We start from the raw sequence: 26,258 nt of genomic DNA on the forward strand, positions 1-26,258 counted from the left end.
CGTGCTGAACCGCTACTACGAACAGGAACTCGGCCATCTGCGCGGCCTGGCCACCGAATTCGCGGCGCTCAACCCGACGCTTGCCCCGCTGCTGGGCGCCAATACCGCCAGCGACCCCGACGTCGAACGGCTGCTGGAGGGCGTGGCCTTCCTGACCGGCCTGATGCGCCACCGCCTCGACGACGACTTCCCCGAATTCATCCAGGCGCTGGCGCAACTGCTGTTTCCCCACGCCCTGCGCCCGCTGCCGTGCATGACCATCATGCAATACGAGCCGCGCACCGCGATGGAAGGCCCGGTACACATTCCCGCGGGCGTGGAATTCGCTTCCGTGCCCGTAGACGGACGCACCACGCTGTTCCGCGCGTCCTTTCCGGTGACGGTCGAACCGCTGGAGCTGCTGTCGGCCAGCTGGGAAGGCGGCAGCGGCACGGCGCGTACGCTGCGCCTGCAATTCCGCTTCCAGGGCGTAGCCCCCGAAGACTGGCAAGGCGATCGGCTGCGGCTGTTCCTGGGCGACGGCCAGGCCGACGCCGCGCGCCTGTTCCTGCTGCTGCTGCGCCATGTGCGCGAAATACGCGTCGGTTCCGCCGGCGGCCCCATCACCGTGCTGCCGCCCTCGGCGGTCGAGCCGGCCGGGCTGCGCCCCGACCTCGAACTGTTGCCCTGGCCGCAGGGCTCGCACCCCGCCTGGCGTGTGTTCTACGAATACTTCGCCATGCCGGAAAAAATGCTGTTCCTGGACATTGCCGGGCTGTCGCGCTGGGCCAACCGCGGAAATCTCAACACGTTCTCGGTGCAGTTCATCTTCAACAGCGTGCCCGACTGGGCTCCGGCGCTGGGCGGTTCGAGCTTCGTGCTCAATGCCACGCCGGCGGTCAATCTTTTCACTCAAGACGCGCACCCGATCCGCGTCGACCATCGCCAGCCCGAATACCGCATCCACCCCAGCGACCGCAGCGACGGCTTCACCGGCATTTTCTCGGTGGACAAGGTGCGCGCGCGCCTGCCCGACGGCAGCGATCGCGACTGCCTGCCGTTTTCCGCCTTCACCCAGGGCGACGACCTCTCGTACAACCTGCGCATCCACCCGTCGGCGCTGACCAACAGCTACGACCACTACCTGAGCCTGCCGTACGCCAGCAAGACCACGCCGCCCGAAATGACCTTGTCCGTGCGCGTCACCTGCACGCACCGCAACCTTCCGGAAAGCCTGCGCCTGGGCGACATCAGCGAGCCTACCGACAATTCGCCGCCGCGCATGGCTTTCCGCAATATCCAGAGCGTCACGGCGCACTGCCCGCCGGTGGTCGACAACGCCTTGCTGTGGCGCGTGCTGTCGCACCTCAACGCCAACCACCTGGCGCTGGCCAAAGAAGGCCGGCTGCGCGACCTGATGGCGCTGTACGTGCCTTCGCGGCAGTCGGACGCCTACCGCCACGCCGCGGCTCAGCGCAGCATCGACGCCATCAAAGACGTCCAGGTTCAGACCACGCGGCGCATCGTGCGCGGCATGCCGGTCGAAGGCAACGAGGTGCGCATCGAGTGCCTGGGCGACCATTTCCCGGGGCCGGGCAGCCTGTTCCTGTTCGGTACGGTCATCGACGAATTCCTCGCCGGAACCACGGCGATCAACACCTTCAGCGCCCTGACGCTGGTAGACACCATCAACGGAGAAACCCTGACATGGCCCGCGAAGATCGGCCGGGCTCGCCTGTTGTAGGCGGTGCAAGCACCGACACGCTGCTCAAGGACAGCGCACGCTACGCCTTTTTCCAGGCGCTGCGCCTGATCCGCCTGCATACGCCCCACGGCGAACTGCGGCACAAGGTGCGCGTGCGGCCCGCGCTGACCCTGTCATTCCCCGAAAACGACATCGAGTCCATCTCGGCCGACACAAGCGGGCACTTCCGCATCACGGCCAATTTCTTCGGCCTGTACGGCGTCACCTCGCCGCTACCCACGTTCTACACCGAAGACCTGATCGAAGAACAGCTGCAGGGCGAGTCGGCGATGCGCGACTTTCTCGACATCCTGCACGCCAGCCTATATCCGCTGCTGTTTCGCGCCTGGGAAAAAAACCGCCTGTGGCTGGCCATCGGCGAGCGCCACGACACCGGCCGGCTGGATCAGCTGCTGGCCCTGGTGGGGCTGTCGGGCTGCCTGCAGACACACGGGGACGACGCGCGCACCCTGCTGGCCCATGCGGGCAACTTCAATCAATTTCCGCGCTCGGCGCTGGGCCTGCAGGGCCTGGTTTCGGGCCTGCTGGACGGCGCTCCGGTCGATGTCGAGCCCTGCACCGCCGAGCTCGTTTCCATCCCCCGGGAAGCCCGCTGCCTGCTCGGCGAGCAGGCCTGCCGCCTGGGCGAAGACGCGCTGCTGGGCCAGCAAGTGGCCGAGCGGGCCGGCAGCCTGACGCTGCACATCCGGCCCCTGTCGCTGGAGCAGTTCCGCGCCCTGCTGCCCAGCTCGCCGCTGCACGAACGCCTGGCGCGCTGCATCGCCCTGTACCTGCGCACGCCGCTGCGCTGCCGCCTGGGCCTGCACATATCGCCCGAGCTGCGCGGCGGCACCCGCCTGGGCCTGGGCGTAACCGGCAGGCACCTGGGCTGGGACACCTGGCTGCCCGACGACGCCGCGCACCAGTGGCCTCGCTACGACGAGATCTTTCTGCCCATAGACACGCATACGTCAAGATTCCACGAAGGAGCACCGCAATGATGCTGGTAGAACTGAAGCCGCTCTTCGGCCGCCTGAACCCGGCCTGCACCGCCGCGCTGGAAGGCGCGGCGGGCCTGACGCTGGCACGCAGCCACTATGAAATCAGCATCGAACACATGCTGCATCGCATGCTCGAAGACACCGGCTGCGACGTGCACAAGATCCTGGCGCGCTTCGAGATCGATCCGCTGCGCCTGGCCGCCCAGCTCGACGACACATTGGGCAACCTGAAAAACGGCAACCCGGGCCGGCCGGTGTTCTCCGGGCTGCTGACCGAATGGGTGCAGGAATCCTGGCTGCTGGCCTCGATCACCCTGGGCGAGGCGCGCATCCGCACCGGCGCCATGATGCTGGCCCTGGTCGCGCGGCTGAGCTACTACGGCGCCGGCACGCGCTACGCCGAAACCCTGCGCGCCATTTCGCGCGAAACGCTGGCGGCCGAATTCGACCAGATCGTCGACGGATCTTCCGAAGCCGCGACTCGCCTGGCGTCTGGCGCCGCCACGGCCCCTGGCGGCGCGCCGGCCGGCAAGCCCGGCGCGGGCGAGGCGGCCATCTCGCGCTTCTGCGAAGACTTCACCGCCAAGGCGCAAGCGGGGAAAATCGACCCGGTGTTCGGGCGCGATGCCGAAATCCGCCAGATGATCGACATCCTGGCGCGGCGCCGCAAGAACAACCCCATCTGCGTCGGCGAGCCGGGCGTCGGCAAGACGGCGGTGGTCGAGGGGCTGGCGCTGCGCATCGTCAACGGCGACGTGCCCGACTTCCTGCGCGACACCCGTCTGCTGGGCCTGGATCTGGGCCTGCTGGAAGCGGGCGCCAGCGTCAAGGGTGAATTCGAGAACCGGCTGCGCGGCGTCATCGACGAGATCAAGGGCTCGGTCAAGCCCATCATTCTGTTCATCGACGAAGCCCACATGCTGATCGGCGCGGGCGGCCAGTCGGGCGGCTCGGACGCCGCCAACCTGCTCAAGCCGGCCCTGGCGCGCGGCGAGCTGCGCACGGTGGCGGCGACCACCTGGGCGGAATACAAGAAATACTTCGAGAAAGACCCGGCGCTGGCGCGCCGCTTCCAGCTGGTCAAACTCGATGAGCCCGACGTGGCGACCACGGTGCAGATCCTGCGCGGCCTGAAGGACATCTACGAAACCGCCCACGGCGTCACCGTGCGCGACGACGCCATCGTTGCTGCGGCCGAGCTGTCGGATCGCTACATCACCGGCCGTCTGCTGCCCGACAAGGCGGTCGACCTGCTCGACACCGCCGCCGCCCGGGTGCGCATCGGCCTGGGCATCAAGCCCGCCGAACTCGAGCGGCTGGAGCGCCATCTGGCGGGCCTGGATCGCGAGCGCAGCGCACTCGAGCGCGACACGCGCTACGGCGGCGACCACAGCGAACGCCTGGCGGAACTGGCCAGCGACTATGCTTCCACCGATGCGCAGCGCCAGGAACTGGAAGCACACTGGGCGACCGAGAAGGCAGCGGCCGAACACGTGCTGGCGCTGCGCCGCCGCCTCGGCGAACTCGAGGCCGTCCAGGCAGGCCAGGTGGATGCGGGCGAGGGCCCGGCCGAACCCGGCAGCTCCGGGGCAGATCCGGCCGCAGCGCCCGCCTCTGCTGCCGCCGCTGCCGAAACCCCGGATGCACCGCCCGCAGCGCCCCCTCCTGACACCGCGACATCCGCCAGCGGCGGCTCCGATGCCACAGCCGCTGCCGCCGAGCCTGCCCAAGGCGCCACGGATGCCGACCCGGCCGCGCAGATCGCCCAGGTGCGCGAAGAACTCGACGCCGCCAGGCGCGAGCTGGCCGCGCTGCAGGGCGACAACCCCACGGTGTTCATAGAAACCGACCCCGATGCCGTGGCCAAGGTGGTTTCCGACTGGACCGGCGTGCCGCTGGGCAAGATGCAGCGCGACGCCGTGGGCGGCATTCTGTCGCTGGCCACGCACATCAAGGAACGCATCCGCGGCCAGGATCACGCCGTCGAGCAGATCGCCGCCACACTCAAGGCGGCGCAGTCGGGCTTGCGCGACCCGCAGCAGCCCATGGGCGTATTCCTGCTGGTGGGCCCGTCCGGCGTGGGTAAGACGGAAACCGCACTGGCCGTGGCCGACCAGCTGTTCGGCGGCGACCAGGCGCTGGTGGCCATCAACATGAGCGAATTCCAGGAAAAACACACCGTCAGCCGCCTGGTGGGCTCGCCTCCGGGCTATGTGGGCTATGGCGAGGGCGGCGTGCTGACCGAGGCGGTGCGCAAGCGCCCATACAGCGTGGTGCTGCTCGACGAGGTCGAGAAGGCCCACCTCGACGTGGTCAACATCTTCTACCAGGTATTCGACAAGGGCACGCTGGCCGACGGCGAAGGCCGTGTCATCGATTTCAGCAATACCGTCGTGTTCCTGACCAGCAACCTGGCCACCGACGAGATCACCCGGCTGGCGCGCGACGGGCGCCCCGAGCCCGACGCGCTGGTGCAAGCCATACACCCGGTGCTGGCCAAGCACTTCAAGCCGGCGCTGCTGGCGCGCATGAACGTGGTGCCTTATTACACGCTGCCGCCGTCCGAGCTGGCCGGCATCGTACGCCTGAAACTGGATCGCCTCACCCAGCGCCTGGCCGCGGCCAACCGCATTGCCCTGGAATTCGACCCGGCCGTGGCCGACACCATTGCGGCGCGCTGCACCGAGGTGGACAGCGGTGCGCGCAACATCGACTTCATTCTGCGCAAGAGCCTGACGCCGCGCCTGTCCGACGCGGTGCTGGGCGCCATGGCCGACGGCCGCAACGTAACCGCCCTGCAGGTCGCCCCGGGCGACGCCGACGACTGGCGCATCAGCTTGACAGAGGGGTAATCGAGCCATGGCAGAACACAATACCCGCTTCGACTGCGACGCCCTGCAGAAACTGCTTACACGCAAGCACACCACGACGGTCACGCACTGGCGCGGGCGCGAGGCCGTCTCGCAGCCGTACCGCTTCGAAATCACGCTGGCGGTTCCGCATGACGAGCTGGATCCCCAGCACCCCGAGCTGCCGATCGAATTACTGCTGGATCAGGCCGCCACGCTGCGCACCAGGAAGCCCGACGGCCAGGACATGTGCTGGCATGGCGTGATTACCGAAGCCGCCCAGGCGGGCAGCGGCGAAGTGCACGACTACTACACATTCGTGCTGGAGCCGCGCCTGGCACGGTTGCGCTACTGGCAATGGTCCGACGTCTACGTGGGCAAAACCCTGAGCGAGATCATCAAGCAGATCATCAACGAGGCCGGCCTGGCCAAGGAATATTCCCCCAACAACGCCTACGACTACTGGATCAAGGCCATCGTCCCGCCCAAAACCAAAAAGGAATTCGTCTGCCAATTTGAAGAGAGCTGCCTCGACTTCCTGATGCGCCTGCTGGAGCACTACGGCGTGTATTTCTGGTTCGAACAAGACCAGGATCAGGAGGCCATCGTCTTTGCCGACAACGTCGACCAGCAACCGCAAAACATCATCGAGGCGGTGTACTACCCCAAGGGGGAAATCGATCCCGATGCCCGTGAAATCGCGCTGGTGCGCATGGATCGCCAGATCCGTGCGCACCCGAAGAGCGTCACCCTGCATGCCTCGCCAGTCTACGGCAACACCACGCGGAAACTCGTCCATACTGAAGACTCGCCCATGCCGGCCGACGCTGTGGGGCCCTGGCACAGCTACGAAGACCATTTCGAAATAGTGGATGCCACGAATGCGGCTCCCCAGGATACGGTCACGGCCAAGAAGCTGGCGACCTGGCGCGCGCAGGAACAGCTATGCGACAGCCTGCACATGAACGGCGAGGCCCGCACGCCCGGCCTGGCGCCGGGGCATTTCCTCGCAAGCCACCTCTACCGGCGCGGGGCCAGGGCTTCCGACTATTATGTAGTGCAGATCGAGCACGAAGGCTACAACCCGCGGCGGCACGCGTCCAGAAGCGACGAGCCTCCGTACCGCGGCCGCTTCGTTGCCGTGCCCCGCTGGCAGGATCCCGCCGAGAAGAAGACCCCCCTGCAGTACCGGCCGCCACGGGTCACGCCGGTGCCACGCATTGCGCGCATGGTCAACGGTTTCGTGGACATCGGCGATGAAAAAAAGCCCATGCGCTACGCCCAGATGGATGAGCTGGGGCGCTACAAGGTGCGATTCTGCTTCCCGCGCAAGCTCTACACGGGCACCAACAACTCGGCGTGGCTGCGCATGGCCACACCGTATGCGGGCGGGGCTTCCAGCACCGACCTGAAGCTGAAGCCCGCCGGCCAGCATTTCCCGTTGCGCGAAGGCACCGAGGTGCTGATCTCGTTCATCAACGGCGATCCCGACCGCCCCGTGATCGTGGCCGCCCTGCCCAATAGCGAGGCCCCCAGCGTCGTCACGTCGAAAAACGCCTCCGAGCATCTGTTGCAGACGCCGTCCGGCAATGTCCTGGCGCTGCGCGACAACCTCCTCCGCCCCCCCGCCGCGAACCCGGAAAGCAAGTCGACCCTCCCTTTCAATAAGGATGTTCCGCAACTCGACGCCAGCAACCCTTCGATCCGCCTGTACTCGCCCACCGCCAATTCGTACCTCACCTTGGGCGCGACGAAAAAGGAGGAGAACAACGGTTTCGAACTCAAGACCGATGGACGCGGCGAGATCGTTGCCCAAGGCAGCATGCTGGTCGAAGTGCCCGGGCACCTGCGCTTAGCCGCCGGCGGAGGATCCCTTCTGAACAATTTTCTGAGTTCCAGGGTTCAGGGCATGCCGCCGGGAATGTCCCTGGCCACCAGCGGCGGCATGGTCATGGAACACTTCCTGGGCGCGAAGTTCGAATTCGTAGAGGCAATCAAGTTCTCGCATTTCTTCGGCGCGAAGGTCGACCTGTCGGAGGCGCTTTCCTTCACCTCCAATATCGCCGCCGGCTTCAAGTTCGAGGCGACCAAAATCAAGGTGCTGGGAAACAGCAAAGAAGTTGCCTACAAGGATCACACCATGCTGTTCGGCAAGGCAACATATGAGGGAACGTCCTGGGATCTCTCCTGCGTCAACCGGAGCGAGTTGCTGACGACATCGAAAACGAAAGCTCTCGGCAGCATCAGCGTGGACTCAGATAGCAAAGTCTCGCTGCAAGGCGGCACCAGCAATATGGAACTGACCCTGGGCCGGGCAACGCTGTCCGGTGACCAAACTTCGGTCAAAGCAACAACCGACACAAAAGTCACGGGCAATGTCAGTGCCACGCTTTCATCCGGACGCTCGAAAGTCGAAGCTTCGGCAATCGACGGCGTGTGGATTGACAGCCCGGTGGAGATCGACATCACTTCCCGAGTAGACATTAGCATCGACGCCCCGCAGGTCTATATAAAGGGCAAACGCGTAAATATCGCCTGACCATCACCATGCACATACTCAAACCCGACGACGTGCTGCTGACCAAGGGCTACCAGTCCCGCGGGGGCCAGGCCTCGCTGACGCTTACCGTCGGCTATGTCTGCGAAGCGGACGGAACGTTCGTCGCCGAGCAAGACGCGCTGGCCTGGCTGCTGCCGCAATTCCCCGACGAGCCCTTCGACACGGGGCTGAAACGCCTCCGCGGCACCTACGCGGTGGCGGGCAGCGCCTGCGCGCCCGGCGGAGCGGCGGTCGCGGGTCTGACGGTCAGCGTACGGGTCGGGCCGCTGCAAAAGCAAGTGCTGGTACAGGGCGAGCGCCGCTGGAGCCGCAACGCGCTGGGATGGCAGCCTACGCCGGCGCAGCCTTTCGCCACCATGCCCATAGACTTGGAGCACGCCTACGGGGCGCGAGGCTGGGCATCCAACCCCTACGGGCGCGGGCATCTGGGCGACGGCACCAAGCCCGAAGGCTTGCCGCTGCCCAATGTCGAAGACCCGCACGCGCCCATGCTGTCGCCCACCGACGTGCCGCCGGTGGCGACGCTGGGGCCGCTGCCGCAGTACAGCCCCGAACGCACCCGCTGGCTGGGCGCTTTCGACGGCGCCTGGCAAGGCCGGCGCGCACCCTGGCTGCCCGACGACACCGACCCGCGCTGGTTCGACTGCGTACCGCAGGATCAATGCACGGAAAGCTACTGGCGCGGCGACGAGCCCTGGTTCGTCGCCAATATGCACCCGGATCGCCCCGAGCAGTCGGGCCACCTGCCGGGGTTGCGCCCGCGCCTGCTGGTGCGCACCTGGTCCGAGCCCGAGAACCGCCGCGAACTGCCGCTGGATCTGGACACGGTCTGGCTGTTTCCCAACCAGTCGCGCGTCGCGGTGCTGTACCGGGCGGAAATGGCGGTGCGCTTCGAAGATGCCAGCGACGTCCTCGGCGCGGCGATATTCACCGAACACCTCGCCGATCCGCCGCGCGATGCCGCCTATTACGCCGAGGCCTGGCGCCGCGGCCTGGAACGGCCCGCCAGGCCGGCCGAGCCGGCCGCCGCACCGGACGAAGCCGCCGCCACGGCCCGGGCGGCCGCCCAGGCCCAGGCCATCGATGCGCAGCGCGCCAAGATTCTTGCAAGCTTCAACGCTGCACAGAAAGCCATCCTGGATGAAGCCGCGCCGACACTGCAGGCCGTGGGCCAGGAAAGCCGGCTGCGCGCCGCCTTCCCTCCGCTTGCGGCGCTGCCGGCGGCGGCACCGGCCGCCAGCGCCGCCGCTCCCGCCAGCGCGGCCGCCATCCGCCAGAAAATCGATGCGGCCTTCAAGGCCATGGAAGCCTCGATGCAGAAAGAGCTGGCGCCCGCCGGCATCGATTTGAACGCGATGCGCGCCAGGGTCAAGCCGCAAGCCGAGCCAGAGATCGACCCGCTGGCCATATTGCAGGCCCTGCCCATCGACCCCGCCAAGAAGGCCGTGCACGTCGAGCGGCTCAAGGCGCTCATGGCCGACATGGACAAGGTGAAACAGGAAGTCGAAGCCTTGCAGTCCAAGGCAAAGGCAATAGATGCCGCCGCCGGCCAGGCGCCCGGCACAAGCGTCCGGCCCGCGCTGACGCGCGAGGAGCTGGTGGCGCGCCATCAGGCGAAGCTGTCCGCCGCCGGCGTCGAACTCGCCGGCCTGGCCCTTTGCGGGCTAGACTTGAGCGGCATCGACCTGTCGGGGGCCTATATACACGATTGCGACCTGCGCAAGACCGTGCTGGCCCGGGCCGTGCTGAACGATGCGCAAATCGAGAACTGCGAGCTGGACACGGCCAATCTGGAACAGAGCCGCCTGGCGCGGGCGCAACTGACGGGCTGCCGCATGGCCGGCGCACGGCTGGCGGGCGCCCAGGCGGCGCAGGCGCGCCTGGAAAAATGCGATCTGAGCGGCGCCACGCTGGCCGGCGGCCAGTGGCCTGGTACCAGCGCGCAGGACTGCGGCTTCGAGGGCGCTGATCTCACCGGGCTGCAGGCTCCCCAGGCGGCCTTCGATGCCTGCCGCATGGCGCGTGCCGACGCCACAGGGGCCGTGCTGGACTGGGCCTATTTCGACCGCTGCACCCTGGAGGCCGCACGCTTCGACCAGGCCTCGCTGGGCAGCGCCAGCCTGTCCGCCTGCCGCGCGGCGGGCGCCAGCTTCACCAAGGGCCGTCTGCAGAACCTGCGCACCATGGACGATACCGTGCTGCAGGGCGCGCACTTCGACGGCGCCGACATGAGCCGCGCCAGCCTGCAGAACACCGGGCTGCAGCAGTGCTCGCTGCGCGAAACCCGCCTGGATCATGCCCTGGTGCTGGAATGCGACCTGAGCAGCAGCGACGCCTGGCACATGGTGGCGCGGCGCGCCAGCTTCACCGGCAGCCGCATCGCCGGCGCCACCTGGCGCGGCGCCAACCTGATGCAGGCCGGCTTCGACCGCGCCACACTGGAAAACCTGGATCTCAGCGGCAGCAACCTGCACGCCGCCTCGACGCGCACGGCCACGGCGCAAGGCATCATACTGGACAAGGCGCTGCTGACCCGCTGCCGCCTGATCGAGGAGCACGGGGCATGAAAGCACATCCGTCCGGCCGCCTGAAGTACGCGCTCCCCCCTTCGATGAAACTGCCGCGCGGCGACAAGAAGGCGCGCCCATGACCGTACTCACCGTCGATATGCTGCGCCAGGCGCACGAACAAGGCCAAGCCCTGCAGGGCACGCTGGCCGGCGGCGACTATCGCGGCGCCGACCTTGCCGGGTACCGTTTCGAACGGCTCGACGCGCGCGGCGCACGCTTCGACGGCGCCAATCTGTCGCAAACCTCCTGGCACGGCTGCAGGCTGGATGCCGCCCACTACGAGGCGTGCGTGCTGGATCAGGCGAACTTCGAGGCCTGCCTGGGCAGTGCCGTCTCGTTCGCAGCGGCACGGCTGGCCTATGCCACGTTCCAGGACTGCCAATGGCGCGACGCCGTCTTCGACAAGGCCGACCTGACCCGCCTTGCTGCCAGCAACAGCGGCTTTGCCGGCTGCCGGCTCAACAGCGCCGTCCTCAAAGAAGCTCAACTCGATCAGTGCGACCTGAGCGGCCTGGATCTGCACGGCGTGGCTTGGGAAAAAGTACTGCTGACCGGCTGCATACTGAACCAGGCGAATCTTGCCGGGGCGGCCCTGACGCTGTGTACGTTCAGCCATACGCAGGCGCGCGGCATCGACTTCAGCGGCGCGCGCGCACCCAGCACACTGTTCCGCCATAGCGTACTGGAAAGCGCCCGCTTCCAGAATGCCGACCTGCAAGGCGCCGCCTTCGACGCGGCCCGGCTGGATCACGCCGACTTCTCGCAGGCCAAGCTGAACATGTCGAGCTTCGTCGAAGCCCAGTCCGTGGCGCTGAATTTCTCGCGTGCGCAACTGGTGGACGCGGATCTCAGTCACCTCAGCGCGGCGCACGCCGACTTTTCCGGCGCCGATCTGACCGGCGCCCGCCTGCACGCCGTCGAGCTGCCGGATGCCCTGTGGCGCGACGCCATTCTGACCAATACCCGCAACACCGATCCCGTCTTGCACGAGGCCGAGTTGTGGCGACCTCCTATTTGAATATCATGACGAACTCCGCGATGTCCACTGTCCTGTCCACGAACACCACCGACCGCGCCGCCGCTTACGACGACTCCGCGCGCCGCATCCCCGCGGCCGGCACGCAGCCGGCCGGCCCGGCACTGCGCCACGTACGGCTGACCGTGCGCGACGGTACGCGCTACGGCGTCGGCAGCGGCGCCGAGCGGGCCTGGCTGACGACGGCGGCGGGCTGCCTGCTGCAGCCGGCCGTGGGCGACCTGGTGCTGGCCTCTATAGAAGAAGGCCGAGGCTACATCCTGACGGTGCTGGAGCGCGCCAAACCGGACGATGCCGCCGAAATCTCGCTGCCCGGCGATCTGCATCTGCACCTGCCCGCCGGCCATCTGGAAGTCACTGCGGCGCAAGGCGCAAGGCTGGATGCCGGCCCGCGGCTGGAGACCCGCGCCGCGCAATGGCAGGGCGATTTCGACGGCGCCCGCCTGCAGTGCCGCGCGCTGCTGCTGTCCGGGCACGCGCTGCAGGCCCACTGGCACAGCCGCACCGAAGCCTGCAGCGGCACCTGGTTCGTGGCGGCGCAACGCGGCGAAACCCATCTGGGCAGCGGCCTGCGCCGCGTCGCCGGTCACGACGAAATCACCGCCCAGTCGCTGCGGCAACTGGTCGAACGCGATTGGCGCCTGCAGGCTGCCAGCGCCGACCTGCAAGCCCAGCGCCGCGTCGCGCTGCGCAGCGACTCCGTCCAATTGGGCTGAGCCGGCCATGAAACAAGGAGACCGCACATGATGATGTTGAACACCGCTATGGGCGTGGCGACAGCCTCGGTTCCCGACGTCTGCCAGACGCCGGCCGGCCCCAGCCTTGTGCCAATACCCTATCCCAATATCGGCCAGACCACCCTGGCCACGGGCATGGTGACGAATGTACTGCTGGGTGCCATGCCGGCCCTGAACCTGGGCTCCAAGATTCCCCTGTCCAACGGCGACCAGGCCGGCGTCGGCATGGGCGTGACCAGCGGACAGATCATGGGCGAGATCGCCTTCACCTCGGGCAGCATGATGGTCATGGTGGGCGGCAAACCGGCGGTGCGCATGGGCGACCCGACCACGCAAAATGCCCGCAATACCATGGGCATGGCCATGTCCCCGGGACAGCAGATCATCGTCGACGCAAACGGATGAAAAATCGATGAAGGAACCGTGCCATGAGGCCTAAGCTATTTCCGCTGCGCATTGTCACCGCCCTGCTGCTGGCAGGCCCGCTGCTGGCCGGCTGCAGCTCCAGCTGGCTGGGAGGCTCATCCAAGGACGACGCGCTGAAAGACCTGAAGTGGTCTTACGCCGCCGACGGCGTGCAGATCGCCGTGCGCGCCGACCCGCAGCTGAATCGCTCGGACGGCCAGCCCCACACGCTGGCCCTGACCGTGATACAGCTTGCCGACCCCAGCGCCTTCACGCCCTATACCAAAGATCCGGCCAAGCTGGCCCAGCTGCTGCTGGCCAACAGCGCTCCTACCGGCGTGCTGTCGCTGCAGCGTTTTTTCATTGCTCCCAACGCGCAGCAGACATTGGTCCTGCCGCGCGCCGAAAACGCCAAATACGTGGGGCTGGCCACCGGCTACTACCATCTGGATCCGCCGCGCGACACACGGCTTTACCGCATAGGCGTGGACGTGGACTCGTCGGGCTTCCTGGTCAAGAACCACAGCGCCGCGCCCGCGCCCATGAAGATCGACCTGATCCTGGGCGCCGACAGCATCCTGGATGCGCCCGACACCCGCCCGCCCGAGGTGCCCCCCACCCAGCCCAAGGCCGGCGTGGTATCGAGCCCGCCGGCCCCATCGGACAAGGCTTCGTCCAAAGACGGCAAGTCCGACAAACAAGACAGCTCCTCGAAACCCTGAACCCGCAGAACGAGCCCCACAGCCCACAGAACATGAGACCATCAGAACCGGACACCTTCATGAACCAGGCCTACGCATGAGCAAGCAACACAATCAACCCCTGTTCTGGCACCAGGGACTGTTCCTGCAGCCCCACCACTTCCAGTATCACGACGCCTGGATCGCGCAGACCCAGGCACGCCTGCTGCACCTGACCTCACCCTGGGCCTGGGGCCTGGGGGCACTGAAAATCGACGAGGGCGCGCTGGCCGCGCGCCAGCTGGTCGTCGAAGAAGTCGCCATGCGCTGGCGCGACGGCACGCTGACCGAATTTCCCGGCAACGCCCTGATCGAATCCCTGCACTTCGAGCTGGCCGACTTCGCCAGCGGTGCGCGCACGGTGTACTTGGGTCTGCGGCGCATGGAAGCGGAACAGGCCAACGTACAGACCTACGAAAGTCTGGACAATGCCCAGCAGGCCGAAGTACGGCTGGTGGTGCCGGCCGACCCCGAGATCGTGCCCGACCGCTACACCGCGGGCCCGGAAGGCCGCATCACCCTGATGACCTACGTGCTGCGCCTGTTCTGGGACAACGAGCTGGAAAATCTCGGCTCGTACGAACTGATCCCGCTGGCGCGCCTGGAACAGGACGGCGACGTCATCCGGCTCAGCCCTCATTTCATGCCGCCCTGCCTGAACATCGCCGCCTCGTCGGCGCTGCAGCAGATGCTGCACGAACTGCGCGACGACCTCATCGGCCGCGCGCGCCAGCTGGAAATCTTCAAGCAGCCCATGCACAACCGGGCCGGCGACGAAGGCCAGCTCGGCCCCATGCTGGCGCTGTCCATGCTGAACCGCTACGGGCCGGCCATCGACTGCATGCTGGACACCCCGCAGATTCATCCGCGCGCGCTCTACGACCTGTTGCGCCAGTTCGCCGGCGAGCTCAGCACCTTCTCGGAATACTGCAATCTGCTGGGCGAGACGCGCGACGGCCAGCAGCTCATCCTGCCCTATCGCCACAGAGACGCCGGCCCGGTTTTCAAGGGCCTGATCGACGTAGTGCGGCGCCTGCTCAACGAAGTTACCGTCGGCCCTGAAATGCTGGTGCACTTCGAGCAGGACGCCGCCTCGCCCGATATGTTCCGCGCCGACATGGCCGCCGACTTCTTCGGCTCGCGCCACCGCTACTATCTGATGGCGCGCTCGGCCGCCGACCCGGTGGAGCTTGCCGACAAACTGGGCGTGGACGCCAAGCTGGGCGTGCCCGACCAGATGGAGATGCTGATCACCCGCTCGCTGCCCGGCATCGAATTGCTGCCCCTCAAGACCCTGCCGCTGGGCCTGCCACGGCGCAGCGGCGCGGTATATTTCCGGCTGGAAAGCCTGTCGGAAGCCTGGGACGCGGTGGTGCGCGCGGGCAGCCTGGCGCTGTTCTTGCCCGACGCGCCCAACGAGCTGCGCCTGGAACTGATCGTTATCAAAGGATGAAACTAGCATGCGCCTGACGGATTTCTGGGTACCCGCCATGGAGGAAATTCGAGCCATCCTGGCCGAACCCGGCCAGAACGCCCCGGCGGCGGCCGATCGCATGCGGGAAGTGCTGGATCGGGCTCATAAACAAGCCCTCGACCAGGGCGTGGACGCCGAGGCGGCGCAGTCGTCACTGTTCGCCGTCGTGGCCTGGGCCGATGAGCTGGCCATGACGCGCGACTGGGCCGGCGCCTCGGCCTGGCGCCAGGCGCCGTTGCAGCGGCACTACTTTTCGACCACGCGCGCCGGCAACGAATTCTTTTCCCGGCTGGAGGCCCTGCCCGAGGAAGACATGGACGTGCGCGAAGTCTATGCCCTGGCAATGCTGGCCGGATTCCACGGCCGCTACACCTACCGCCCCGAGGAAGAACTAAGCGAATACCGGCACGAACTGCTGCAGCGGGTCGCGCAGGAACGCTCGATGGCGCCGCTGATGCCCGAAGAACCGCTGTTTCCGGACACCGGCCTGACGGCCCGCCTCGAAGCGCGCGTGGAAAGCAGGAACAGCCCGTCGTGGGCCGCTTTCATGATTGTCGTCATTCCCTTGCTATGCCTGTTGGCACTGTACGTGGTTCTGGACGCCAGCGTGTCGCATATGGTGACCCGCGCGCTGGCATCTCTATCCTAGTGCTGTAGAACCGCCTCCGATTTCGACTTTGGCCATAACGCAACAATGCTCAAAAAACTACTGGTGTTCCTGCTCTGGCTGATCGGCCTCATCGCACTGGCGATGGGTTGCTGGATAGCAGGCGTCTACCTGGCCTGGCCCGCCTGGCGCTGGCTGCTGCTGTTCGTCGGTATTCTGGTCGCCGCCTGGCTGATCGTGCTGCTGCGCCGCCGCTGGATCGCCTGGCGGCTGCGCCGCCGGCTGGCACAGCCTACCGCGGGTACGGCCCGCATCAGCATGGCACAGGTCGACCGCGACTGGCGCGCCGGCGTGCGCGTGCTGCAGCGTTCGCGCCTGTCGCGCTTCGGTTCGCCGCTATACGTGCTGCCCTGGTTCATCGCGCTGGGCCATGACGACGCCGCCAAGAGCGGCCTGCTGCGCCGCGCAGCGGGCGGCGACCCGGTGCATGGGCGCGGCGATGCGCCGGTGCTGCGCTGGTGGCTGCTGCGCAATGGGGTGATCCTCGACCCCGCGGAAAGCACCGGCCCCGACGACGCGCCGATCAACTCGCAATACTGGCACCGGCTGATGCACTGGATGCTGCGCACCCGCCGGCGCGAACCCCTCAACGGCCTGATCATCACCCTGGACACCGCGTGGCTGATGCAGGGCAGCGACATCGACCTGGCCGACGCCGGCCGCCATCTACGCCAGCGCCTCGATCAGCTCACGCGCGTCTACAACGTGCGCCTGCCCGTATATGTGGTGCTGACGCGCTGCGAAGAATTTCCCGGTTTTCGCGCCTGGGGCGAATCGCTCGATCCCAACGTGCGTGACCAGCCCGTAGGCTACGCGACCCCCGGCGCCAAGGAAAGCGCCGACAAATTCATAGTCCATGCCTTCCAGAGCATCGCGCGCCGCATGCTGGATCTGCGTATTCTGCAGGGCCTGCATGGGCAGTCCGACGAAACCGCCTTCAGCCTGCCCGAGCGCCTGCCGCAATTGGCCGTACGCCTGGACAAGCTCATGTGCCCGGCATTCCTGGCCACCCCCTACACGGAAACCCCGATCCTGGGCGGCCTGTTCCTGACGGCCAGCCCCGGCGGCGCAGATACCGCCGCGGCCGGATGGTTCACCCCCGAGCTGTTCGACCGCTTGCTGCCGGCACGGCGCAATGCCTGGCAGCCGATCGAGCGCTGGCGCCAATGGCACCGTATCCTGCGCCACGCCCTCACCGCCGGCTGGCTGGCGCTGTGCGCCATCGCTGCCGCCCTCGTGATCGAGGGCTACCACGTTGCCGACCAACAATTGCAACCGGTCGCATGGCCGACACCCGACGCCTACGCGGGCGGGCTGTCGACCGACCTGATCGCCCTGCGCGAATCGCGCGACAGCATCCAGACGTTCCAGTCCCGGCGCAGTTGGAAAACACGCTGGCTGCCTTTCCAGGCCCAGGTGGATCTTACCGAAGACAAGCTCAAGGGCAACTACATCCACTATTACCGCAGCGAAGTCACGCAGGCGCAGATCGACCCCCTGCTCACTTCCAGCCTGCCCTCCATCAAGCAGCAGGACGACGGCGAGCTGTTGGCCGCCTGGGCGCAGACGCTGGTACGCCGCATCAACCTGATCGACGCCGCACTGGCCCACAAAGACCTTTCCAAGCTGCCGCCCCCCGGCGCGGAACTGCTACCCATATTCAAAAGCGCCGGCAAAACGTCTCTGAGCTTAATGGATCTGCGCCTGATCGGCGACCTGTACCGCCACTACCTGCAGTGGCAGCCCAACACTAACGTCATCCAGGAAGAGCGCGGCACGCTGCGCCAGACGCTGCAGAGCCTGAATCTGCCCGAACGCCCCATCTCGTGGGTCTATTCCTGGGTAGCGCTGCAAGGCTATCTGGCGCCGGTGCGCATGAGCGATTACTGGCCCCTGATCAGCACCGGCGGCCAGCCCGAAGTTCCCGCCGCCCTGACGCTGCCGGGCGAGCGCGCCGTCACCGACTTCCTGAAACAGGTCGGCACCGCCACCGCGCGCCCCGAGCTTTGGGCGCAACGCCGCGCCGCCTTCGAGCAGGCCTACGAGCGGGCGGCGCTGAAAAGCTGGCATGCATTCACCGTGGCGTTCCCCTACGCCGTCGCCAGCCTGCCCGATGCCACCGCGCGGCGTACCGTGCTGACGGCGCTGATGGGGCAGAACGGCCCCTACCGCCGGCTGATGCACGATCTGGCCGAGCTGGGCCGGCGCATCGCCGACCCGCAGCGCCCGGCATGGCTACAGCTGGCCATGCGCCTGGACAATCTTTCACAGCTCGCCGACAGCCAGAAGCTCACCGGCCTCGCGGGCGCCATGCAAAGCGCCGACGTGGCCAACAAGATCGGCACGGACGTGCTGAAAAAACTGGGCAGCGGCGCCTCGCTGGCCAAGAGCCTGAGCTACGTGGGCGGCGACAACGCCGTAATGGCCGACCTGGACGCCTATCGCAAGGGCGTGCAGGAAACCATCCCTCCGCTGCTGCAGGGCCAGGGCAGCGCCGTCGAGGCCGCGGGCAAAATATGGGCGTTCGGCCACGATCCCGCCGTCAAGGGCGTACCCTTGATCGCCGCGCGCGATGCCTTCCAGGCGCTGCGCCGCGAGATCGGTGGTGCCGCCGAAGGCACCACCGATCCCATCTGGAAGCTGCAGCAGGGCCCGCTCGACTACGCACTGGATTATGCCGGCCGCTCGGCGGCCTGCGGCTTGCAAAGCGACTGGGAAAGTTCAGTGCTCAACAGCGTGCAGGGGGTGACGGATCCGGTGCTGGTCAAGCAGATGCTGTACGGCGAGCGCGGCCAGGTCAGCACCTTCATGGCCGGCCCCGTCAAGAACTTCATCGACCGCGGCGCCGTGCGCTATGAGCCCCGCACGGTGCAAGGCCATGCGATCGCCCTGAACGGCCAGTTCTACGCCTTCGCCAACCAGACGCAGCTGCAGCAGGTGGGCATGCTGGTCGACCAGCGCCGCAGCACCACGGCCCAGTCCGAGATTGCCGCACTGACACAGCAAGACACGGCGCTGGAGCAGCAGATCGCCAAGCTGCAGACCACTTCAGCCAGTGTCAAGCTGAGCACGGTTCCGGCGCAGGTCAACCCGGATGCCCGCGTCCTGCCCGAAAGCGTCACGCTTAGCACGCAGTGCGCAGCCAAGACCCTGACCCTGGAGAACCTCAACTTCCCCAACAGCGCCGTCTTCCCCTGGTCGCAGGCGACCTGCGGCGACACGGTGCTGACCATACGCATCGGCGGCATGGAGCTGGTCAAGCAATGGAGCGGTGCGCAAGCGTTCATAGAATTCCTGCGCACCTACGCCAGCGGACAGCACCGCTACACGCCGCTCGATTTCCCCGACCAGGCCAGCGCGCTGGCGGCAGCCGGCGTGCGCTATATCACGCTGATCTATCGGCAGCAGGGCCAGGCCCCGCTGCTCGACGCGTACAAGCAGGCCGACACGCTGGCCGTGCAGCTGCAGGCCAACAAAGACCGCATCGCCAGCCTCAATCCATCTGCCGGCGTCGGAGTGGCTCCGCCGCCCCCCGCCGCCTATGTGCCCAAGCAGATCATCTCGGCCTGCATGGGGCCGGTTGCCAGCGGCCAGGTTCTGCAGCCCGAAGAGCCGCCGCAACCGGCGGTACGGAATACGCCGTCCCAAACCGCCGCCGCGGCAGCCGTGGCCTCCGGCGCCAGGCCCGCGGCCACGTCGCGCGCCAAGCCCAAAAGCGCCGCCGCTGCGTCGGCCGCAAGGCCGCGGCAGGCCAGCCGGCGGGCCGCGCCGGCCGAAAGCGGCAAATGGAGCTATTCCATACAGGTAGGCGTGTTCCGCGATGCCGAAGAGGTGCGCAGCCGGCTGACAGAAAAAGGCTACAAGGTGGTCGAGGAACCCTTCCCCATGGGCGACAAGCAGTACACCAGCGTGCTGCTGCGCGGCTACCCCACGCGCGAGGACGCCGCGGCGGCCGCCGAGGAAATCGGCAAGCTGCTGAACCTGAAGCCTATCGTCATCCGGCGCTGGGCCTCGTGATGCGCTCAAATGTGTCGGGACGTGTCATCGCATTGACCGGGCCCGAGCGGCGGGAGTAAATTTTTCGGGAGACTGCGAGCCCGCGGTGGGCATCCCGCCCGCCGGCGCCCCGGTGCAAACAGGAGTCCCCATGTCCAGAACCATCACGCTGGAGGTCAATGGCTCCAGTCATGAAGTCACGGCCGGCCCCGACGGCATGCTGCTCTATGCCTTGCGCAACGAGCTGAAGCTGCACGGCCCCAAGTTCGGTTGCGGTCTGGCGCAGTGCGGCGCCTGTACCGTCATTATGGACGGCACGGCCATACGTTCCTGTGTCACGCCGCTGGCCGCGGCCCAGGGCCATAAGATCACCACGCTGGAAGGCCTGGGCAGCATCGAGCATCCGCACCCGCTGCAGCAGGCATTCATCGACGAGCAGGCAGTGCAGTGCGGCTATTGCATCAACGGCATGATCATGTCGGCCAAGGCGCTGCTCGACCGCAATCCCCATGCCGGGCGCGACGACATCAAGCAGGCCCTGAACGGCAATCTGTGCCGCTGCGGCACGCACATGCGCATCATGCGCGCCATCGAGCGCGTAGCGCAACCAGGAGCCGGCAAATGACTACGCAGACCGTCATCCCTGAAGCCGCCCGCACTCGTACGGAAGCGGCTCTCGGCGCTCGCGCCGCCGCGGAATTCGCTGACGCACCCGCTTCAGCGGGGCGCCGCGGCTTCATGAAAGCCGCCGGCGGGCTGTTCATCGCCTTCAGCCTGCCGTCCATGGCCGCGGCGGCGGCCGCCACACCGCAAGCGGCTGCGTCCGGCATCGGGCCTGTTGCACCGCCCGACGCCGGCAGGCTCTATGCCTGGCTGGCCGTGCATCCCGATAATACCGCCACCCTGTATACCGGCAAGGTCGACGTGGGCACCGGTATCGAAACCGCGCTGGCGCAGATCGCGGCCGAGGAACTCGACTTTCCGCTGGAACGCCTGCACGTGCTCATGGGCACCACCTCGCACACCGTCGACCAGGGCCCGTCCTACGGCAGCCGCACCGTGCGCTATGCCGGCCCGCAAATCCGCCATGCGGCAGCGGCCGGCCGCAAAGCCCTGCTGGAGCTTGCCGCGGCCCATTTCGGCGCCCAGCCCGAGCACCTGACCGTGCACGACGGCATCGTTTCGGTGCAAGGCCAGGCCGGCAAATCCATCAGCTACGGAGCGTTGGTCGCCGGCAAACGGCTCGACATGGACATCGGCGCCAGCGGCAAGACCTTCGACATGAAAGTGGCGCCGAATGCCGTCCTCAAGGATCCCTCCACCTACACCGTGGTCGGGCGCCCCATGGCGCGCAAGGACATCCCGGCCAAGGTAACGGGTGCATTCACCTACATCCAGGATGTGCGGGTCGAGGGCATGCTGCATGGCCGCGTCGTGCGGCCCTACGGAGTCGGCGCACAGCTGCTCGAAGTGGACGAAAGCGGCCTGAAGGACATCCCGGGCTTCGTGCAGGTCGTGCGCCGCGGCAACTTCCTCGGCGTAGTCGCCGAAACCGAAGAGGCCGCGATCCACGCCGCCGACAAGCTGGGCTCGCGGCTGCACGCCGCCGGGCCGGCCGCCGCGCAGGCCAAGTGGTCGGACTGGCACGATCTGCCGCAGCAACAACGCATCTGGGACACGCTGCGCAAGACCCAGGGCGGCGACATCCAGGTCGCCACCCGCGGCTCGGTCGACGCGGCGCTGGGCTCCGCGGCGAAGAAGCTCAAGGCCACTTACGAGACCCCATTCCAGATGCACGGCTCCATCGGCCCGTCCTGCGCGATCGCCGACGTCGGCAAAGATCGCGCCATCCTCTGGGCCGGCACGCAAATGCCGCACCAGGCGCGGCGCGACATGGCGAAACTGCTCGACATGCCGCTCGAGCGCATCGAACTGCGCTGGCACGAAGCGTCCGGTTCCTATGGCCGCAACGGCCTGGAGCACGTCATCGCCGACGCCGCACTCATGTCGCAGGCCGTCGGGCGCCCGGTGCGCGTGCAGTGGATGCGCTGGGACGAGCACGGCTGGGAGCCCAAAGGGCCGCCCATCGTCCAGGACATGGAAGGCGCGGTGAACGACAAGGGCGAGGTGGTAGCCTGGCGCCACCGCATGTGGATACCCACGACCGGCGACACCCACCTGATCGCGGCCGAGCTGGCCAAGACCGCAGAAATCGGCGCCACCGGCCGCGGCCGCCCGGCAATCCGCTACGCATACACCTTCGGCAACGCCGACGTCACCTGTCACGGCGAAGGTCGGGTCGCGCTGCTTACCGCCTGGCTGCGCTCGCCCGCGCAATTCGAAACCACCTACGCGATGGAGGCCTTCATCGACGAACTGGCCGCAGCAGCCGGCCGCGACCCGCTGGAACTGCGCCTGGCCTATTTGCAAGACCCGCGCGCCATAGGCGTGCTGCGCGCGGCTGCGCAGGCCTACGGCTGGCAGAAGCGTGCGTCGCCCACCCAAGCGCAAGGCCAGGGCGGCACCGCCCGGGGCCGCGGCATCGCCTGGGTCAACCGCGACGACTCCTATGTGGCCACCATTGCCGACGTCTCTGTGGATCGCGGCAGCGGCCGCATCCGCGTCGAGCGCGTGGTCGTGGCGCACGACTGCGGCCTGGTGGTCAACCCCGACGGCCTGAAGAACCAGATAGAAGGCAACATCATCCAGTCCATCAGCCGCACCCTGCACGAAGAAGTCACTTTCGACCGCGCGCGGGTCACCAGCCTGGACTGGCAGGGCTACCCCATTTTGCGCTTCGAAGAGATTCCCGACCGCATCGACATCGTGCTGGTGAACAACCGGCCCGGCTACCCGTCGCACGGCGGCGGCGAACCGTCCACCTGTCCCACCGCGGCCGTAATCAGCAACGCCGTGTTCGACGCCACGGGCGTGCGTCTGCGGCGCACGCCCTTCCGGCCCGAACGCGTCAAGGCCGCCATGGGATAGGCTCCAGCAATGCATCAGGTAATCGGCACTAACCCTGCCACTCACGGCACCACATAAAGCAGCGGGTCGTGAGCGGCTCATATGGATTCGCAATCAAAAAATAACGGCATTGCTCCGTGTTGCCCTTACTATTATGGGCGCAGAGCAAGTCCTTTACTTGAGCGGAATATTGGCTTCCTTCACCTTCTTGCCCCACAGATCGAGCTGCTGCTTCATGAATGCCTTGAACTGATCGGGGGTGCCACCGCCTTTTTCCGCCCCTAGGTCGGCGAGAGTTTTGACAACGTTGGGCCTAGAGAGCATCTTGTTGATCCCGCTATTAACCTTGGCCACGATACCCTCCGGAACCCCTGCCGGCCCGCTTACGCCGACCCAAGTAATCATATCGAAATGCTTTAATCCCGAGGCCTCTTCCATCGTCGGCAGGTTAGGGAGCAGCGTGCTGCGAGAGGTAGAGGCGATAGCCAGCGGCCGTAGGCCGCCCGATTGGATGAACGGTTTGCTGGAACTGACGTCAGTGAACATGAAGCTTTCATGGCCCCCCTGCACGTCCGTCATCGCCTGCGGGCTACTTTTGTAAGGCACGGCAATGAATTTGACGCCTAGCGCTTTGGCCAGGAGTTCGCCGCCAACTTGGCCAGGCCCATTGCTATATGCATAGCTGATTTTGCCTGCATTTTGCTTTGCATAAGCCATGAACTCCTTGAGGTTCTTTGCGGGCAACTTGGCATTAATCGTCAACATATAGGGTAGCGTGCAAAGCAAGCCCATAGGCGAGAAATCGGCGATCGGGTCGAAAGGCAGCTTCTTGTACAGATGAGGATTGATGGACTGAATCGTCCCCGAACTGAGTAACAAGGTATAGCCGTCCGGTTTGGATCGCGCCACGTATTCTGTGCCGATTAAGCCATCCGCACCCGGCTTATTCTCGACAATGAATGGCTTCTTGAATTGCTGCTGCAAGTCGTTCGCTATCATGCGCGCCATAATGTCGCTAGCGGTGCCCGCACCAAATGAAACGATGAGGTGAACGGGCCTGTCAGGCCAGTCCTGGGCACTTGCCGGCATGCTCCAGCTGGCGAGTGCGAAGATGGCCGGAAGCAGGCACAGCGCTCTGGCAGTGCGACGCACGAAGTCGAGAATATAAATCATGGGAATGCCTCCTTTTGTGGTTGACTTTGCTGCTGATCGACGGGTAATAGTTCCCTCAGCCAAGGACGTACGTCGGCCATTGCGACGAACCCTAGGCCTAGACCGAATTGCCGATCCGCCTCCGCCCGGGACAGGCCTGGGCGCCCAGCACGCAGGCAGTCGATCCATTTTTCTCTTTGCTGGATCCTGGTCATGGGATCCTGGGACGAGCCAGGCGAGGCAGTAATTCGGCGGGCTGACGACCCGCCACCAGGCCAGAAGACCTCAACGTCGACGGGCGCGCACCCGATGTCGTCTCCAGCGTCGCCTGCCGTACCGACCTCCAGCACCGTCACGTCGTGTAGTCTGTCTTGCACGTCGGATCGCAGGACAGCACTGTCTTTGAAACTGGAAAGACCAATGCTGCCATCCAGCAGGCCGGCAGCAACCACATACGGCGCACTGAATTTTCCGGCTAGGCCCGTGGTCGGATAAGGGTGGATCAACGCCTCCAACGAACCGGCAGGCAGGCGCACCTCGGCCCGCCGCCAGGTTGGAGCTTGGAGCCCCGCATCACTTTGTATCTCCAAGACGGCCTCGATAGTTTTGTGCAGCAAATAGCAGCAGGGATAGCGCTTGGCCTCGAAACCGGGCTCCATGATGGCAAACGGCTTCCCAAGAGCCAGTTGCTCTGGCCAACGATCCGTAGTTCCCCCGGAAAAGGCATGTATAAAACCGCCTTCCTCGAAGGGGCCCGGGCTAGCGCCCAGCCCCGCAAGCGCCATTTGCGCCGCACGCAGGCCGCTGGCGGCAGCAAGCCCGACATGCAACGGTTTGACCGGACTGCCGAAGTTCTTTTTCAAACCTCCGGACATGCTGGCCGCAATGCCTAGCGCGGCAGCACATTGCCTTGGGCTTAGCGCCAATGCGGCACATACTGCTGCCGCAGCACCTAGCGCTCCTAGCGTTGATGTGGGGTGAAAACCCAACTGGTAGTGCCGAAAGCCGAGAGCCTGCCCCGTACGTACCATCACCTCTGTACCCACGCAATAGGCATTCAGAAAGCTTGTGCCAGTAATAGGCTGCGTTGCAAGAGCCGAAGTGCAGAAAGCGAGTAAGGCAGAAATTATCGGTGCGCTGGGGTGGCACACGCACAACATGCTGACATCGTCGTAGTCGAGCACATGACTGGCGAACCCCAGCAGCAGCGCCGTGTCGGGGCCACTATATAGAGCGCTGCGGCAGCTGACCGGGCTGACGTCGATCGATTGAGCCAGAAGGCGAAAGTCTGCATCGGCGCTTCCGGCAATGGTGACCGCCAGCGTATCCAGCAAGCCTGCGATGGAAGCCTGTTCCATCGCCTGTGGAAAATTGGCTCGGGGCTGAACCGCAAACTCCGCGAGGCGGGAAACTACGTCGGCCAATTGGTCGTCCTCCTGTCCTGGTCAATGAATAGCCGTTTGTTCTACAAGCCGAACAGCTCTGCCTTGAGCAGAGTGTTGTGCAACAAGCGAACCAGGCCGACATCAACCATTAGGCCATTGTGCGAAAAGGCACCAACACCCAGATGCTCCTGTTCGTGAAAGGCTGCGGTGACTTCGCGCGCAAAAGCAACCTCCTCCTTCGCCGGCGAGAATTCCTCAAGCGCAATGCCAATCTGGTCTGGGTGCAGCGCCCATTTGCCATCGAAGCCCATCAGCGCGGCTTCTCGTGCCTGGCGCCGGTAGCCGTCGTGGTTCTTCAGGTCGACAAAAGGGCCATCAATGGCCTGCAGGCCGTTTGCCCGGCAGGCCACGACAAGCTTGAAGCGCGCGTAGTGCCACAGGTCTCCGGCATAGTCTGGATGGCCGTTTATGGCGCGCCGGTCGATGCGCTGCGATGCGGAATAATCACCCACGCCGAGCACCGCGGCCTCCAGCCTGTCGCTGGACGCGCAGATATCGTCGACATTCAGAAGGCCGGATACTTCTTCGATGAGGATTTCGATTCCTATGCGCCGCTTCAGGCCGGCCGAAGCTTCCAGCATGCCCAGCAGCCTGTCGACGAACCGGATGTCGGCCGCCTTCATGATCTTGGGAACCATCAACGTATCTATTTCGTTGCCTGCCTGCGAGACCAGATCGATCACGTCACGAAGAAAGTATGGCGACGCAAGATCATTTACACGCACGCAGCGGACTTTTCCCGCCCAATCGAGGTCATGCAGCGCCGTGACCACCATCTTGCGGGCTTTGTCTTTTGCGTTGGGCGCGACCGCGTCTTCCAGATCCAGGAACACATGATCAGCGGCACTTGCTGCCGCCTTGGCCATCATGCGCTCATTGCTTCCCGGAACGGCTAGTTGCACACGGCGCGGACGCTCTTTTACTGGGCTCATGAAG

17 protein-coding genes are annotated in these 26,258 nt (G+C 66.0%); 14 read left to right on the forward strand and 3 right to left on the reverse strand.

Annotated features, from left to right (window positions below; all coding sequences use genetic code 11):
* The first annotated feature begins 1 nt into the window (after position 1).
* The 14 genes from tssF to CEY11_RS13035 all read left to right on the forward strand — a co-directional run bounded on the left by tssF (position 2) and on the right by CEY11_RS13035 (position 22,746).
* Positions 2–1,723, forward strand: a complete 1,722-nt coding sequence (gene tssF / locus CEY11_RS12970) for a type VI secretion system baseplate subunit TssF (protein ID WP_088603825.1) — start codon at positions 2–4, stop codon at positions 1,721–1,723.
* The gene (tssG, locus tag CEY11_RS12975; RefSeq protein WP_088603826.1) at positions 1,687–2,724 is read left to right on the forward strand and encodes a type VI secretion system baseplate subunit TssG; all 1,038 of its coding nucleotides are present in this window, start codon (positions 1,687–1,689) and stop codon (positions 2,722–2,724) included. Before tssF ends, tssG begins: the two co-directional genes overlap by 37 nt.
* Entirely contained in the window at positions 2,721–5,576 is a 2,856-nt protein-coding gene (gene tssH, locus CEY11_RS12980; protein WP_088603827.1) for a type VI secretion system ATPase TssH, read from the forward strand. The genes tssG and tssH overlap by 4 nt, the downstream gene beginning before the upstream one ends.
* A gap of 7 nt (positions 5,577–5,583) precedes the next feature.
* On the forward strand, positions 5,584–8,112 hold the full coding sequence (locus CEY11_RS12985) for a type VI secretion system Vgr family protein (RefSeq protein ID WP_088603828.1): 2,529 nt from the start codon (positions 5,584–5,586) through the stop codon (positions 8,110–8,112).
* Positions 8,113–8,120: 8 nt separating this feature from the next.
* Complete coding sequence (locus tag CEY11_RS12990; protein ID WP_088603829.1) at positions 8,121–10,700, forward strand: DUF2169 family type VI secretion system accessory protein; 2,580 nt, start codon at positions 8,121–8,123, stop codon at positions 10,698–10,700.
* A 79-nt stretch (positions 10,701–10,779) separates the two neighbouring features.
* Entirely contained in the window at positions 10,780–11,721 is a 942-nt protein-coding gene (locus CEY11_RS12995; RefSeq protein ID WP_088603830.1) for a pentapeptide repeat-containing protein, read from the forward strand.
* Positions 11,722–11,741: 20 nt separating this feature from the next.
* Positions 11,742–12,455 (forward strand): DUF3540 domain-containing protein, encoded by a 714-nt coding sequence (locus tag CEY11_RS13000; RefSeq protein WP_158215301.1) that lies wholly within the window; start codon positions 11,742–11,744, stop codon positions 12,453–12,455.
* A 27-nt stretch (positions 12,456–12,482) separates the two neighbouring features.
* Positions 12,483–12,881: a DUF4150 domain-containing protein gene (locus CEY11_RS13005; protein WP_088603832.1), complete on the forward strand. Its 399-nt coding sequence runs from the start codon at positions 12,483–12,485 to the stop codon at positions 12,879–12,881.
* A gap of 23 nt (positions 12,882–12,904) precedes the next feature.
* Positions 12,905–13,603 carry a type VI secretion lipoprotein TssJ gene (locus CEY11_RS13010; protein WP_088603833.1) on the forward strand — a complete coding sequence of 233 codons (699 nt, stop codon included), beginning with the start codon at positions 12,905–12,907 and terminating at the stop codon, positions 13,601–13,603.
* Positions 13,604–13,679: 76 nt separating this feature from the next.
* Complete coding sequence (gene tssK / locus CEY11_RS13015) at positions 13,680–15,074, forward strand: type VI secretion system baseplate subunit TssK (RefSeq protein WP_088603834.1); 1,395 nt, start codon at positions 13,680–13,682, stop codon at positions 15,072–15,074.
* 7 nt (positions 15,075–15,081) lie between these two features.
* Positions 15,082–15,744: a DotU family type IV/VI secretion system protein gene (locus CEY11_RS13020; protein WP_088603835.1), complete on the forward strand. Its 663-nt coding sequence runs from the start codon at positions 15,082–15,084 to the stop codon at positions 15,742–15,744.
* 45 nt (positions 15,745–15,789) lie between these two features.
* On the forward strand, positions 15,790–19,779 hold the full coding sequence (locus CEY11_RS13025) for a type VI secretion protein IcmF/TssM N-terminal domain-containing protein (RefSeq protein ID WP_088603836.1): 3,990 nt from the start codon (positions 15,790–15,792) through the stop codon (positions 19,777–19,779).
* Between the two features lie 130 nt (positions 19,780–19,909).
* Positions 19,910–20,383 carry a (2Fe-2S)-binding protein gene (locus tag CEY11_RS13030; RefSeq protein ID WP_088603837.1) on the forward strand — a complete coding sequence of 158 codons (474 nt, stop codon included), beginning with the start codon at positions 19,910–19,912 and terminating at the stop codon, positions 20,381–20,383.
* Positions 20,380–22,746, forward strand: a complete 2,367-nt coding sequence (locus CEY11_RS13035) for a xanthine dehydrogenase family protein molybdopterin-binding subunit (RefSeq protein WP_088603838.1) — start codon at positions 20,380–20,382, stop codon at positions 22,744–22,746. Before CEY11_RS13030 ends, CEY11_RS13035 begins: the two co-directional genes overlap by 4 nt.
* A gap of 153 nt (positions 22,747–22,899) precedes the next feature.
* Here the strand turns inward: CEY11_RS13035 and CEY11_RS13040 are convergent, their stop codons facing one another.
* The 3 genes from CEY11_RS13040 to CEY11_RS13050 are packed head-to-tail and all read right to left on the reverse strand — an operon-like array spanning position 22,900 to position 26,254.
* Positions 22,900–23,898 (reverse strand): Bug family tripartite tricarboxylate transporter substrate binding protein, encoded by a 999-nt coding sequence (locus CEY11_RS13040; RefSeq protein WP_158215302.1) that lies wholly within the window; start codon positions 23,896–23,898, stop codon positions 22,900–22,902.
* Positions 23,895–25,301, reverse strand: a complete 1,407-nt coding sequence (locus CEY11_RS13045; RefSeq protein WP_088603840.1) for an MmgE/PrpD family protein — start codon at positions 25,299–25,301, stop codon at positions 23,895–23,897. Before CEY11_RS13045 ends, CEY11_RS13040 begins: the two co-directional genes overlap by 4 nt.
* Before the next feature lie 41 nt (positions 25,302–25,342).
* Positions 25,343–26,254 (reverse strand): HpcH/HpaI aldolase/citrate lyase family protein, encoded by a 912-nt coding sequence (locus tag CEY11_RS13050; RefSeq protein WP_088603841.1) that lies wholly within the window; start codon positions 26,252–26,254, stop codon positions 25,343–25,345.
* Positions 26,255–26,258: the final 4 nt, after the last annotated feature.

This window comes from Candidimonas nitroreducens (genome assembly GCF_002209565.1).
GTDB classification, from domain to species: domain Bacteria; phylum Pseudomonadota; class Gammaproteobacteria; order Burkholderiales; family Burkholderiaceae_B; genus Candidimonas; species Candidimonas nitroreducens.